Here is a 13,166-nt window from a genome sequence, read left to right as displayed (position 1 = left end):
CGCGGATGCGCGGAGGGTGCTGGACCGGCTCGGACGGATGGCGCTCCACCGTCAGTGCTCCGACGGGCACACCAGGTGAACCGGGTTGCTCACCGATCCAGGGACTCCCCGCCGGGCCGCAGCCAGGTGGTCAGGGCCCACCACCAGTGCAGGGTGCTCAGTGGCCCGGAGCGGCTCTCCGCCGGGGCGTCGGTCAGTGATTCGCCGGTGATCTGCTGGAGTCGGCCGAGCCGGTAGCGAACGGTGTTGGGGTGGGTGAACAGGGCTGTCGCGGTCTGGTCCAGACGACGGCCGTTGTCGAGGAAAGTCAGTGCGGTGAGCGCGAGTTGGCGGTGGAAGGTGTCCGACTGGTCGAGCCCGTTCAGGAAACGAGCGCTCAGCACGGAGCCCAGTAGCGGCTGGTCCGCCAGGGCGATCTCGGCGGCGAAGTCCGTGAGGTCGTACAGTCCGCGTCGGCCCTGGCGGCGGCCGATGTCCACCGCGCGTACGCACAGCCGGTAGAGCGGGCGAAGTTCGTTCAGGGGAGCGGCCGGGGAGACGACGGCAAGGGTGGTCGCCTCGATCTCCTCGCGTGTGGGCGTGCGGGGGCACAGGCCGACCAGATGCCCTTCGACCAGCCCGAAGGTCCCGCGCGGCGCGGCGGGTCGGCTCATCGGCGGACGTGTGTGCGCGGGGTCACCCATGTCCCGGACCAGGCAGTGGTGTTGGCCGCCGGGGCGGATGCCGGCCCGCACCAGTTCCTCGGCGGACGGGGTGACACCGCCGACCAGTAACTGCCGCAGGATCCGGGTCAGGGCACCGAGCGGCTCGTGCGGCGTGCCCTGCTCCGCGGCACGGTATCCGTTGATCACGTGACGCTCGACCGCGTCCCCGTACTCCTTCAGGCGCATGACCATCGTGAGCAGGGCGCCGTCGGACAGCCCGTCGGACCGGCAGCGGTCGACCATGATCTCCGTGGTGCGCGTGAACGCCGCCTGGAGGCCCTGTAGTACGGCGGTCATCGGGACGCCCTGGCCCGCGCGGTCGGCGCCGAGCAGCAGGGCGGCGGTGAAGTCCTGCTCCTCGACCCGCTCGAAGGTGTCGAACCAGGTATCGGCCGCGCGGATCATGGCGGTGACGTGCGAGCGGGTCTCCGCCTCGGCGAGCCGGGCCAGTTCGGGCGACCGGCCTCTCGCCGCTTCGACGAGGGCACCGCACACGTCCACGTCCACGACCATGCTCCGCAGGATCCCGGCCACCGAGTCGTGCTCGTCGGCGACGTTCACGATCACCCTCCCCGTCCAGGACTGTCACCGGACCACAACAAAGCGGTGGAGCGTTGGAGCCGGGCTCCTACCACACCGCTGTCATCGACTGATTTCCTGAGGGCTACCGAAGGTAACAGGACAGCTGTCGCAGTAACACCCTAGGCGTCGCCATGCCCCGCGCATCTCTTCTGGAAGGCAGCCCATGGAGAACTCAGCGACCCCGTCGGGCGTCAGCCGCCGACACGCCCTGACCGTGACGGGGGGCGTGCTCGCCGGTGCCGCCCTCGCGGCGAACGCGTCGTCGGCCTTCGCGGCCGGTTCCTCGGACGCGGACGCGATCGTCGTCGGCGGCGGCCTCGCCGGTCTCGTCGCGACGGCGGAACTGGTGGCCGCGGGACGCAAGGTACTGCTCCTCGACCAGGAGCCCGAAAGCAACCTGGGCGGGCAGGCGTTCTGGTCCTTCGGCGGTCTGTTCCTGGTCGACTCCGACGAGCAGCGGCTGATGGGCGTCAAGGACTCCCGCGAACTGGCGTGGCAGGACTGGCTGGGCACGGCCGGCTTCGACCGCGGCGTCACCGACCCGGGCGGCCAGGACTACTGGGCCCACAAGTGGGCCGAGGCGTATGTGGACTTCGCCGCGGGGGAGAAGCGGTCCTGGCTGTACGAGCTGGGAGTGCGCTGGTTCCCGATCGTCGGCTGGGCCGAGCGGGGCGGCGGCCTCGCGGACGGGCACGGCAACTCGGTGCCCCGCTTCCATGTCACCTGGGGTACCGGTCCGGCCGTGGTCGAGCCGTTCGAGAAGAAGGTACGGGCCGCGGTCGCGGCCGGGAAGGTGACGTTCAAGTTCCGGCACCGCGTCGACGAGGTCGTCACGACCGCAGGCGTCGTGACCGGCGTCCGCGGGGCGGTGCTTGAGCCGAGTTCCGCCGCGCGTGGCAAGGCCAGTTCCCGCACGGTGGTCGGGGACTTCGAGCTGAACGCCCCGGTCGTGATCGTCACCTCCGGCGGCATCGGCGCCAACCACGACCTCGTACGACAGAACTGGCCGGCTCGGCTCGGCACCCCGCCCAAGACCATGATCACCGGTGTGCCGGCGTACGTGGACGGCCGGATGCTCGCGATCACCGAGCAGGCGGGCGGGCGGATCGTGAACCCCGACCGGATGTGGCACTACACCGAGGGCCTGCGCAACTACGACCCGATCTGGGCCAATCACGGCATCCGTATCCTGCCGGGTCCTTCGTCGATGTGGTTCGACGCCACCGGCAAGCGCTTCTCGGCCCCCGACCTCCCCGGCTACGACACCCTCCACACCCTCAAGTCGATCACCACCTCCGGCTACGACTACTCCTGGTTCGTCACGACCCAGAAGATCATCGCGAAGGAGTTCGCGCTGTCCGGCTCCGAGCAGAACCCGGACCTCACGAACAAGGACATCCTGATGCTGCTCTCGCGCATCTGGCAGACCCCCGAGCCGATCGAGAGGTTCAAGAAGAACGGCGTCGACTTCGTCGTCGCCACCACGCTCTCCGAACTGGTCCGCGGGATGAACAAACTGACCGGCGAGGGCCTCATCGACCTGGCCGATCTCCAACGCCAGATCGATGCGCGGGACCGCGAGATCGACAACCCGTACACCAAGGACGTCCAGGTCATGGGCATCCGCAACGCCCTCGCCTACCCCGGGGACTCGCTCAGCCGTACCGCCGCGGCTCACAAGATCCTGGACCCCAGCGCCGGCCCGCTGATCGCCGTACGCCTGAACATCCTCACCCGCAAAACCCTGGGCGGCCTGCAGACCGACCTCTCCGGCCGGGTCCTGGCCGCCACCGGCGCCCCCGTTCCCGGTCTGTACGCGGCCGGTGAGGTCGCCGGATTCGGCGGCGGCGGAGTCCACGGATACCGCTCCCTGGAGGGCACCTTCCTGGGCGGCTGCCTCTTCTCCGGCCGCCAGGCGGGCCGAGCGGCAGCCGCGGCCACCGCGACCTGAGGCACCGTGAGCCCTCAAGGCGTCCAGAAGCCTTGAGGGCCAGGTCCTGTCGTCACATTCCCCCTCCGCCGCCCGGAGGGCGGCCTCGCGGCGTCAGGGCCAGGTGTATTGACCCGCAGGGTTGTTGACGCGGCTGATGGGTGGGTGTCCGTCCAGGGCGGTGTGGCAGCGGTGGTGGCGGCGGTGATGCCGCCGCCCAAGGCGTCCCAGGACACTTGACCACAAGTCGACCCATCTGCCTGTCCGGCCGTCGACAGCGGAACGGGGAGGCGCCCGGTGCATCGCCCGGGTGCCTCCCCGTCCTGCGGTCCTCAGCGCACGGTGACCGCGGCCGTCGTCGCCGAACCGTTCGTCCAGCCGGACAGCTTGGCCGTCACCGTCGCGGTGATCTTGTGGCCCTTGTCGGCCTTCACCAGCACGTACGTCGACTTGGTGGCTCCGCTGACGGTCTTGCCGTCGCGCTTCCAGACGTATGTGTACGAGGTGGCCGTCGGCGACCAGGTGCCGTGGGTGGCGGTGAGCCTGTGGCCGGTCCCCGCCGTGCCGGTGAGCGCGGGCGCCTTGGTGGCCTTCAGGGCGGAGCCGACCGCGACCGTGACTGCGGCGGAGGTGGAGGGCGTCGACCCGGCGCTGTTGGTGACGGTGGCCCGGCAGGACAGCTTGTGCTTGTAGTCGGAGGCGGTCAGGGTGCGGGTCTTGCCGGTGGCACCGGAGATGACTGTGCCGTCACGCAGCCAGGACCAGGTGGCCTTGGCGTCGGTACCCGTCCAGGCGGCGTCGCAGGTGACCTTGGAGCCCGTACGGACGGTTCCGCTCAGCTTGGCCTTCGAGGTGATCGCCGGCTTGGTCAGCAGGGTCTGCCACTGGGCCGAGACCTGGCTCGTGTAGTCGCCGCTGCCCACGGCTCTGCGCGACAGGACGGTGGCCCGGCCGTCGGGACCGGCGGCGACCTCGCCGTACAGCGCCTCCGTGCTGGAGACGTCGGGGACGGGCGCGCTGTTGAGGGCGGTCGCCTTGCTCCAGGTGCCGTCGGCGCGGACCGCCCACTCGAGGTAGTGGTCGTTGCCGTTTTCGGCGCTCGGTATCTGCGGCCAGACGACCTGGACGGTGCCGTCGGCGCCGATGGAGGCGTCCACGTCCCAGGTGGCGTAACCGGTGGACAGCGTCTTCGGCGTGGACCAGGTACCGGTGCTCGCGGAGCGGGTGACCGACCGTACGGTCGACTCACCGTCGGCGCTGCTCCAGCCCACCCACACGTAGGTGAGGTCGCCGTTGGGCGCGGTCAGCGGGTCGCTGCCGTCGGCGTAGTAGAAGGTCGACGCGACCGCGGTCTGCACATCGCCCCAGCTCGCGGAGGGGGACGTCCGGGTCACGGAGTTCAGGTCGTAGCCGGACCCGGAGGCGTTCGCGCCGTGCCACAGCACCGTGGTGGCGCCCTTGGCGTCCGACGTCACCTGGACGACACCGTCCGTGTAGGCCACACCGGGCAGCACGGCCCCGTCGCTCCAACTCCCGTCGGCCGTGGCACGGGTGGCGGTGAGGACGGTGTGCCGGATGCCGACGGCGGTCTGGTCGTAGACGTCCCACACCGCGGTGGCGGAGCCGTCGGGGGTGACGGCGAGCGCGAGGTCGTAGACGGAACCGGTGGTGACCGAGGCGAGCGGCTGGGCCGCCGACCAGGTGGTGGCGCCCGGGGCGCGGGTGGCCGTCATGACCTTGTAGTCGTTGAACTCGCCCTGCTGCCATACGGCGGTGAGGGTGCCGTCGGCCGCCGAGGCGAGCCGGGGCAGGCCGAGCAAGGTGCGGCCCGAGTACGAGGCGATCGGTACCGGATCCGACCAACCGCCCTCCGCCGGGGTCCAGGTGGCGGCGACGGCGGCCAGGTCGCCGTCCACGCCCCTGCCGTCCACCCAGGTCACGACGGCCTGCCCGGTGGGCGTCACGGTCAGGACCGCCGGGGAGGTGCTCTCGCGGCCGGTGGCCAGAGTGTGGGAGGTGCCCCACGTGTTGCTTCCGGCGGCCTTCACGGCGACGTCGAAGTTCCAGTTGACGCCGTCGGCCGTCAGGTCGCGCCACAGGGCGAACGTGGTGCCGTCGACATCGGTCTCGACGTCGATCAGGGTCTGCCGCCCGTCGGCACCGGTCAGCGCGGTGGCGGCGCTCCAGGGACCGGCCGCCGTCGTGTATCCGGCGGCGGCCGCGGGGATCGCGGGGACCAGAGCGGTGACGGCGGTCACCGCAGCGGTGAGCGCCAGGGTGGCGGATCTCGGTCGGCGTATGCGAGACGTGCTGGGTACCACGACGGCTCCTGTGTGTGGTGGGGTCTTGCTGAGGGAACTCGACGTGGGGGGAAAGTCCGAGGTGACGGTACCTGACCTGGTGGAACACCTCGCTCTTGGGATGGTCTAGAGACGATCAAGGTTTCCTCAGGCGCCCACCGGTCCCGGCTTCGCTCGGGCGTCCGCGAGACCGGTCGCCCACTCCTCCTCGCCCCACCGGACCGCGGATGGGCACAACTGCCGGTACTGCATGGCCCACTTCCAGCGCCGGCCGCTGGAGCTCAGCAGGGGCGGCACTCTCGATGAGGAGATTCGGCGACTGACGTCCCGGGTATCGCCCAGGTCGGCGGGGTGAGCCTGGGCGACCGGGTCGTGGCCGAGATCCGGGCCATTCTTGCAACCGGTCCGTGGGCTGGGATTTTCACGCCGGTCTCGGTCGGGCTCGTCGCGTGACCCTGCATCGCTCCGCTGTTGACCGTGGCCGTCAGGTCACGAGCCGCAGTACGTCCGTCATGCCGCCGTCGCGGACCGGGTTGTCGCCGACGTTCTCCCGTCCCGACCGGGGCCACGCCGACGATCCGTGGCCGCGGAGCGGTCCGGAGCACATCCCAGGACACGGGCGCGAATTGCACGCGACCGGGAGAAGCAGTGAGTCGGGGTGAGGTAGGCAAAGAACATGCGCTCAGAAGGTGCCTGCCCCGTTGCCGCTCTGAGGTGCGGAGTGGGGTGTAGCGGGTCGCTGAAGTCTTCGAACTTGCGCGCGATCCGGCGGAATTCGTACGAGAATCCAGGCCACATCGTGGTGTTGCCACCGTGCTTGTCCAGGTACCAGCTGGAGCAGCCGCCGACACCAGCCGGTCCGAGGGCAGCACCATCAGGATGCGATCTGCAGACGTTGGTGTCCGTCACGGGGCGCTCCTCACTCGCTGCATCAGTTGAGGCGAGGGTCGGGGCGCCGCTTCCCGTTTCGTTCCCGCCGGCTTCCGGTCCGGCGGAAGCCGGCGGCCTGTGAAGATGTGCGCATGAGTGCACAGGACAAGGAAGACCGGCCCGGGAACCTGCTCGCCGAGGCCGTCCGGCTATGTGAGGAGGAAAGGCTCGAGGAAGCCAGAGAACACCTGTTGGCCCTGGCCGCCAGATTCCCCGACAACGCCGAAGTGGCCTACTGCACGGCCGGGGTCCATGACGTGCTGGGGCTGGAATCCGAGGCCGTCCCGTTCTACGAGAGCTGCCTGAGCGGGACAGGACTGTCGGACGAGGACCGCCGTGGCGCGCTGCTCGGCCTCGGAAGCACCTACAGGGTGCTCGGTCAGTACACGCGTGCTGTCGAAACCCTTCGTCTCGGCGTACTGAAGTACCCCGACGACGGAGGCCTTCAGACGTTCCTCGCCATGGCGCTGTTCAACACCGGAGACCATCACGAAGCCATGCAGATCCTGCTGAGACTTCTCGCCACGACGAGCCAGGACCCCTACGTGCAGCAGTATCGGCGATCCATCGAGCAGTACTCCAAGGACCTCAACGAGACCATGTGAGCCTCGTCGACCGAGACTGCGGCATGAAAAAGGCCCGGTCGGTTTCCCGGTCAGCATTCCTACTGGTCAGAAGGAGCGCGGTGGCAGATCCCGCGCAGAGGGATCCCGCTGAGATGTCGCGGAAGAGACGAGCCGGCCCGGTGAACTGCTGCGCTCTGCGGGCAAGGGGCTTTGACGAGCACGAATGACCTTTCAGGTGTTTCACGCTCGTGCGTGCTGATCCGGCGAAAACCCCAGGGAAGTCCCAGGAGCGTCCCACGCTCCGTGACCACTCTTCCGGCTCTGTCCAGGGTGCCGGAGAAGCCGTAGCCGGGGTGGACCGCTCCGGCGCCGATGGCCAGGGCCGCTTCGAGCACCAGGTCGGCACGCAGGTAGCTGTCGGTGGCGGGCGCCGGACCCAGTCGTACGGCCTCGTCGGCCATCCGGAGGTGTGGGGCGGTGCGGTCGGGGTCGGAGTACACCGCCACCGTTCTCGGGCCGAGAGTGTGCGCGCTGCGGATGGTGCGGCAGGCGATCTCTGCGCGATTGGCCACGAGCAGGGTGTCGAACACGGCGGCAGCTCCTCCGGGAGGGGCGGCCGGGCGGCGATCTGCTCGCCGCCCGGCCGGCGGGTTCAGGCGGCGGACGGCTGTGCGGGCAGTACGTGGTCGCCGACCTTGTCGGTGCTCAGGCACAGGGAGCAGACGTGCGCGTCGTGGGTCTGGCAGGCGGCCAGGTCGGGGCGCTCGTAAGGCTGGTGGCAGACGTGGCAGTCGTACGTCGTCGCGCTGGGGTTGCCCTCCGTGTCGAGCCGAGGCTCGTTGATGCCGTCGTCGGTGCGGCGCAGGTAGTACTTGCCCTTGGTGACGGCGGCCATCAGCGGGGTGAGGGCGAAGGCGAGGACGGCCGCGGCGACGGGGGAGTACGGCTGGAGGGTGTCGCCGAGGGCGTGGAAGTACATGGCGATGGAGAGGCCGGAGGCGGCGACGAAGGCGACGACACCCACGGGGTTGACGGCGTAGAGCATGCCGCGGCGGAACTCGGGCTGGAGCGGGGACAGCTTCAGCAGGTACTTGTTGACGCCGATGTCGGTGGCGACGGTGACGATCCAGGCGATCGCGCAGTTCGAGTAGAAGCCGAGGATGTCGTTGAGGAAGCTGAACATGTCGGCTTCCATCAGGGCGAGCGCGAAGCCCAGGTTGACCAAAACGAAGAGCATGCGGCCGGGGTAGTGCTTGGTGACGCGGGTGAAGGAGTTCGTCCACGCGAGTGAGCCGGAGTAGGCGTTGGTCACGTTGATCTTGATCTGACTGATCACGACGAGGGCCACGGCCAGCGGGAGGACCAGCCAGGACGGCATCATCGCGTCGAAGGCGCCCTTGAACTGCTGGATCGGCTCGGACGCGACGTCCGGGCCGACCTTTGCGAGGATGTAGACGGCGAGGAAGACACCGATGGCCTGCTTCAGCGCGCCGAGCACCACCCAGCCGGGTCCGGCCATGATGACCGCGGTCCACCAAGTGCGCTTGTTCGCCTCGGTCTTGGGAGGCATGAAACGCAGGTAGTCGATCTGCTCACCGATCTGTGCGATGAGGGAGAGGCAGACGCCTGCGCCGAGGAGTACGGAGGCGGTGTTGACGCCGCCGTCGCCGTCGGTGCCCGCGTAGTTGAGGAAGCGGTCGACGGTGCCCGGGTCGTTGGAGATCAGGTAGACGAGCGGGGCGACCATCAGCACGAGCCAGACCGGGGTGGTCCACACCTGGAGCTTGCTGAGTGCCTTCATGCCGTAGATCACCAGCGGGATGACCATCAGGGTGGAGACCAAGTAGCCCAGCCACAGTGGGAGTCCGAGGCCCAGCTTGAGGCCCTGGGCCATGATCGAGCCTTCTAGGGCGAAGAAGATGAAGGTGAAGCTGGCGAAGATGACGCTGGTGAGGACCGAGCCGTAGTAGCCGAAGCCGGAGCCGCGGGTGATCAGGTCCAGGTCGATGTTGTAGCGGGCGCCGTAGTAGGCGAGCGGGAAGCCGGTGACGAAGATGACGACGGCGGCCACGGCGATCGCCACGAGCGCGTTGCCGGTGCCGTGGGCCAGGCCGATGCCGGCGCCGATGGAGAAGTCGGCCATGTAGGCGATGCCGCCGAGCGCGGTCGTCGCCACGACCATCGGGGTCCAGCGGCGGTAACTGCGGGGCGCGAAGCGGAGGGTGTAGTCCTCCAGGGTCTCCTTGGTTGCCTGGCTGGTTGGGGAGACCGGCGCTGTGGCTGTCTTGGATGACTCGGTGGTGCTCATGATCAGCCCTTCGGGGGTGCGGGGTGGCGCTGGGTGGGGAGCGGTGAGCGGTGGGGCACCCCCGGTCGGCGTCGTCGGCAGCCGGGGAGTCGAAGGCCGGGATGGACTTCCCGGGGTTTCAGAGGAGGCCTGAGTGCAGGGCCATCTGCGTCATGGCGCGCTGGGCACACTCCGACACCGCGGCCATCGAGTCGCCGACGTGGGCGTGCAGGGCCCGGTAGCCCTCGTCGAGGCGGCCGTCGCGGACGAGCTCCATGATCTCGATGTGCTCGGTGATGGTTGTCTCCACCCGGTCCTGGGTGAGGAAGTCGTACATCCGCACCCGGCGGATGCGCTCGTTGACCGTGACGAGTGCATCGGTGAGGGCGAGGTTGCCGGAAGCGCGGGAGAGCTCGGCGTGGAACTTCTCGTCCTGGACGACGAACCGCGGGTCCGGTCTTGGCGGCTGCTCACGCATCGCGTACCAGCGGTCCAACTCGGCAGTGAGGAGCGCCGTTTCGTGCTTGATCGAGGAGTCCTCGATGACGCGGGTGATGCCGCGCAGCTCCAGGGTGACCCGGAGCTCGTAGAAGTCCCTGAGCTGGGTGAGGTTGGGGATCGTGACGAAGAATCCGCCGTCGCCCCGCTCGATCAGTCCGTCGGACGCCAGCCGCGCCAGCGATTCGCGTACCGGGGTACGCGACACCCCGAAGCGCGCGGCCAGCCGCATCTCGGCCAGCCGCTCGCGAGGGCCGAACCCGCCGTCGAGCACGGCTGCGCGCAGCTGGGTGTAGACCGCCTCGCGCAGCGAGGAACCCGTTGACGGCACCGCCGGTGCGCCGGAGGCGACCGACTGTGTGTCAACTGTGTCCGACTGCGTATACAGCCCTGTATCCATAAGCGGACACGCTAGAAATCGCTCGTTTCCCGGAAGCCCCTCGTGCTGTGAACTGCTCGTTTCCGGGATCTCACGCCCGTGGCGCTCGGGTCCTCGCGCCCGTAGGGCCTTCGAGCACCCGCCGTGACGTGGACACCTGGCACCTGGACCAGAGCTTCCCCGACACCGGTGATGCCTCCTCGGCCAGCCTGTGGCTGAAATCCATCCAGAACACCGGCAAGGCCAACAGCACTACCGCCGCGATGCCGCCGGTGGTCTTCGGCGGCGTCCAGCTGTCCAACCACGTGGAGGGCAGAATACGAGGCCGATGTTGCTGCAGCGGCCAAGATGTTCACCAAGGATGGTGACCTCACCGCGGAAACCATCGCGCGTTCCCCGAGAATCATGGAGGGTTCCAAGTTGGATAACCCCCACCTGCAGGAGTACTTCGAGGCGCACGGCGGTATTGATCAGTGGGGTAAGTTCGCTACTCCGCGGCTCAACATCCCGGGACGCGAGGGGACTTTCGATATTCATTTCTATAAAAATGAAGTGAGTGGAGAAATCTACTATTACGACTACAAGGTGAAGCTGGGTGGAGGGACGAGAAGGTGAGAGTTCGTTATCTGGGTGCCCCGGATGCGCCTCCCAACTCTGTTGATGGCAGATACCAATTCATTCCAGGGCAAGAATACGTCGTACTCGAACTGCATATACGGAGTGACGGTTCATCCTCCCTGCGAATCGAGCACTCGCCAGGTGACCTCGCTGGCCTGTACAGCGGGAAGTACTTTGAGCAGGTGTCTGACGCCATTCCTTCTCAGTGGAGTGTGGAGATCTATCGGCGAGGCGGGCTGAGTATGGGGCCGAAGGACTGGATCGCAGGAGATTTCTGGGAACGCATGATGGAACGCGACCCGGAAGCGGAGGCTGCCTTCGAGGTGATACGCGACGCGATCCTGGCCGAGGATCCTGTCGCCTGATCCAGTCAGTCAATAGATGCGGCGGCTCCAGAGGGTCTTTCTCCTCTCGAAGCCGCCGCACCCGTCTTGTCCCACTCGGCGACGCGTCCTCCGATCGGTCCCATCCTCTCCGTCGACCCGTCCTCGCCCCCGACGGCCACGAGTCCCTCAACGGCTACGCCTACGCCAGCAACACCCCAGCACCATGTCCGACCCCACCGGTCTACGGCCGATCACGGACTGCGAGCGTGGGTGCGGCGACGGCACGGGCGGCATTTACCACGACTCCATGACCATGGGCGTGCCCCAACGGGATCGGAGTCGTGGCGGCCGCCGTGGCCGTCGCCCCCGTCGCCCTGGGCGGGGGATGCCTGGCCACCGCCCCGGTATGCGCCGCGGAAATCGCGGAAATAGCGACCGGCGGCGCCTCCGGCGGAAGCGCGGTTGTCGGCGCCGGGACAGTTGTGGCTGGCGCAAGTGTCACTGCCGCCGCCAGAAGTGCCAGAGGTGCCGAAGCAGCAGCCCTGGGCCTCCGGCGAGAACAGCATGTGGCCGAAATGATCGGTGGCGTTGTAGCCAAGGACGCAAAGGGCCAGGACATCAAGATTACTATGCCCAATGTGGGCTCCAGTGGCCTGGATGCGATCGGACCGAATGCGGAGTACGTCCTCGTAGGAGGCGGAGCGAAAGCGAAGAATCCCGCAGATTTCGGAAGGACTCTCAAGATCAACAAGTATGCTGCGGATGAGGCAGGTGTGCCGGCCCACTATTATCTGGACGCCTCCAATATGCCCGAGTCTGCAATCAAGCAAGCACAAAAGATGTTCGGTGTCGAAAATGTTCACCTCTTCAATATGCCAGGAGAGTAGATATGGGGGACGGTTATATCCGGTGGTACCGGGAGTCCGGGAAGGACTCGGTCTTCTCTGGCCAGGTGGCTGCGTTTGATCAATGCGGCGTCACTTTTGCTCACCCGGAAACCGGCGCCGCGACCCTAATCAATGTTGACGGCGACGATATTCCCGTCAACATCGAGACGCTTGCGTGTTTGATCGGGCTCAGAATTTCGTCTGTCACTGTGAATTGGTGGATTTCTTCTGACACCAGTTTGGTAGGCAACTACTCGCACGAGCCGCTTGGATGTGAAATTCAGACCTTCTGGCTGGGTGGGCTGAATTTTGAGGAACTGGAAGTGGCTAGGTCTGCCGTCGTGACTGCAATTGGACAGGTGTCGGCCCCGACACGCGCCCTGGTTTACGATCCCCAGGGGGCCACAGATGCCGATGGTTGGGATTCAGTGATCCTCTATGACGGTAGTGAACTTCCTGGCGTCGTCGATTCGCTGCTTCTGGGCCCGGAGGTTGCGGATCGAATCCTCTCCGCTTCGGGGCGTTTGCGTGGCGAGGTGTTGGAGCACAACCTCACCAGAATCATCGCGACTTGAGCTTGTCGTTTAAGCTCGGCGGCGAATGAGGTCTCGAACTTGATCGGCGTTCTCGCAGGTCAGTGGGCATGATGGCGGCCTTCGTGTTGATCCTGTGTTCTGAAATGGAGGCAGAGGATCAATCAGCACGAAGGCCGTGTCGTGCGTTTTGTGCATCACGGTGCCCTCTCTAACCTGGTTGACGACTGACCAGTTGGGGCAGATGCGGTGTCAGGGAAGCGGTGAAGCTCCTGGTAGATCGGTTCTGGACTACGAACTGCTCGGGTCTCCTGTTATCCGGCGAGGTGGAGCACGACAACGGGGGCTCGTCCAACGGCTACGCCTACGCCAACAACACCCCCGTCACCAAGTCCGACCCCACCGGCCTACGGCCGATCACGGACTGCGAACACGGCTGCAGCGACGGCAACGGCGGCACCTACCGGGACCACATGACGATGGGGCCCAACGGGACCTGGGTCTACCACTCCACGCAGACCTACAAGCTCGGGAGCCTCAGCGGCCTCAGCGGCCTTGGCGGAGTCTTCACCATCACCGTCAAGAACGACGGCGGAAAAATCACGCTCAAGGCCACCTTCAAGGAA

Annotated in this window: 11 protein-coding genes and 1 pseudogene; 7 read left to right on the top strand and 5 right to left on the bottom strand. The window is 67.3% G+C overall.

Features of this window, described 5'->3' with window-relative positions:
* Positions 1 to 89: 89 nt before the first annotated feature.
* Complete coding sequence (locus tag ACIPC1_RS20815; protein WP_402518940.1) at positions 90 to 1,265, bottom strand: PucR family transcriptional regulator; 1,176 nt, start codon at positions 1,263 to 1,265, stop codon at positions 90 to 92.
* A 184-nt stretch (positions 1,266 to 1,449) separates the two neighbouring features.
* On the opposite strand from ACIPC1_RS20815, the gene ACIPC1_RS20810 reads away from it, so the two are divergent.
* Entirely contained in the window at positions 1,450 to 3,237 is a 1,788-nt protein-coding gene (locus ACIPC1_RS20810; RefSeq protein ID WP_402518938.1) for an FAD-binding dehydrogenase, read from the top strand.
* Between the two features lie 311 nt (positions 3,238 to 3,548).
* Here the strand turns inward: ACIPC1_RS20810 and ACIPC1_RS20805 are convergent, their stop codons facing one another.
* Positions 3,549 to 5,537: a hypothetical protein gene (locus ACIPC1_RS20805; RefSeq protein ID WP_402518937.1), complete on the bottom strand. Its 1,989-nt coding sequence runs from the start codon at positions 5,535 to 5,537 to the stop codon at positions 3,549 to 3,551.
* Positions 5,538 to 6,538: 1,001 nt separating this feature from the next.
* Between ACIPC1_RS20805 and ACIPC1_RS20800 the strand changes: the two genes are divergently transcribed.
* Positions 6,539 to 7,051, top strand: coding sequence for a tetratricopeptide repeat protein (locus ACIPC1_RS20800; RefSeq protein WP_402518936.1), 513 nt, complete (start codon positions 6,539 to 6,541; stop codon positions 7,049 to 7,051).
* A 299-nt stretch (positions 7,052 to 7,350) separates the two neighbouring features.
* Here ACIPC1_RS20800 and ACIPC1_RS20795 read toward each other — a convergent pair.
* The 3 genes and pseudogenes from ACIPC1_RS20795 to ACIPC1_RS20785 all read right to left on the bottom strand — a co-directional run.
* Positions 7,351 to 7,602, bottom strand: a pseudogene (locus tag ACIPC1_RS20795) (biotin carboxylase N-terminal domain-containing protein); the annotation flags it as partial.
* Between the two features lie 62 nt (positions 7,603 to 7,664).
* Positions 7,665 to 9,320: a purine-cytosine permease family protein gene (locus ACIPC1_RS20790; RefSeq protein ID WP_402518934.1), complete on the bottom strand. Its 1,656-nt coding sequence runs from the start codon at positions 9,318 to 9,320 to the stop codon at positions 7,665 to 7,667.
* Between the two features lie 118 nt (positions 9,321 to 9,438).
* Positions 9,439 to 10,197, bottom strand: coding sequence for a GntR family transcriptional regulator (locus ACIPC1_RS20785; RefSeq protein WP_402518933.1), 759 nt, complete (start codon positions 10,195 to 10,197; stop codon positions 9,439 to 9,441).
* Between the two features lie 128 nt (positions 10,198 to 10,325).
* On the opposite strand from ACIPC1_RS20785, the gene ACIPC1_RS20780 reads away from it, so the two are divergent.
* The 5 genes from ACIPC1_RS20780 to ACIPC1_RS20760 all read left to right on the top strand — a co-directional run bounded on the left by ACIPC1_RS20780 (position 10,326) and on the right by ACIPC1_RS20760 (position 12,582).
* Positions 10,326 to 10,544 (top strand): hypothetical protein, encoded by a 219-nt coding sequence (locus tag ACIPC1_RS20780; protein WP_402518932.1) that lies wholly within the window; start codon positions 10,326 to 10,328, stop codon positions 10,542 to 10,544.
* Positions 10,525 to 10,791, top strand: coding sequence for a hypothetical protein (locus ACIPC1_RS20775; RefSeq protein WP_402518930.1), 267 nt, complete (start codon positions 10,525 to 10,527; stop codon positions 10,789 to 10,791). The genes ACIPC1_RS20780 and ACIPC1_RS20775 overlap by 20 nt, the downstream gene beginning before the upstream one ends.
* A 185-nt stretch (positions 10,792 to 10,976) precedes the next feature.
* On the top strand, positions 10,977 to 11,159 hold the full coding sequence (locus ACIPC1_RS20770; protein WP_402518929.1) for a hypothetical protein: 183 nt from the start codon (positions 10,977 to 10,979) through the stop codon (positions 11,157 to 11,159).
* A gap of 302 nt (positions 11,160 to 11,461) precedes the next feature.
* Positions 11,462 to 12,007, top strand: a complete 546-nt coding sequence (locus ACIPC1_RS20765; RefSeq protein ID WP_402518927.1) for a hypothetical protein — start codon at positions 11,462 to 11,464, stop codon at positions 12,005 to 12,007.
* Positions 12,008 to 12,072: 65 nt separating this feature from the next.
* Positions 12,073 to 12,582 (top strand): hypothetical protein, encoded by a 510-nt coding sequence (locus tag ACIPC1_RS20760; protein ID WP_402518926.1) that lies wholly within the window; start codon positions 12,073 to 12,075, stop codon positions 12,580 to 12,582.
* Positions 12,583 to 13,166 lie beyond the last annotated feature (584 nt).

The organism is Streptomyces sp. NPDC087263, assembly GCF_044744645.1.
GTDB lineage: Bacteria > Actinomycetota > Actinomycetes > Streptomycetales > Streptomycetaceae > Streptomyces.
This window is presented reverse-complemented; position numbering and strand designations above follow the sequence as displayed.

Coding starts and splice junctions, on each gene's coding strand:
- ACIPC1_RS20800 (WP_402518936.1), top strand. CDS start 6,539: ATGAGTGCACAGGACAAGGAAGACCGGCCCGGGAACCTGCTCGCCGAG.
- ACIPC1_RS20810 (WP_402518938.1), top strand. CDS start 1,450: ATGGAGAACTCAGCGACCCCGTCGGGCGTCAGCCGCCGACACGCCCTG.
- ACIPC1_RS20790 (WP_402518934.1), bottom strand. CDS start 9,320: ATGAGCACCACCGAGTCATCCAAGACAGCCACAGCGCCGGTCTCCCCA.
- ACIPC1_RS20775 (WP_402518930.1), top strand. CDS start 10,525: ATGTTCACCAAGGATGGTGACCTCACCGCGGAAACCATCGCGCGTTCC.
- ACIPC1_RS20785 (WP_402518933.1), bottom strand. CDS start 10,197: ATGGATACAGGGCTGTATACGCAGTCGGACACAGTTGACACACAGTCG.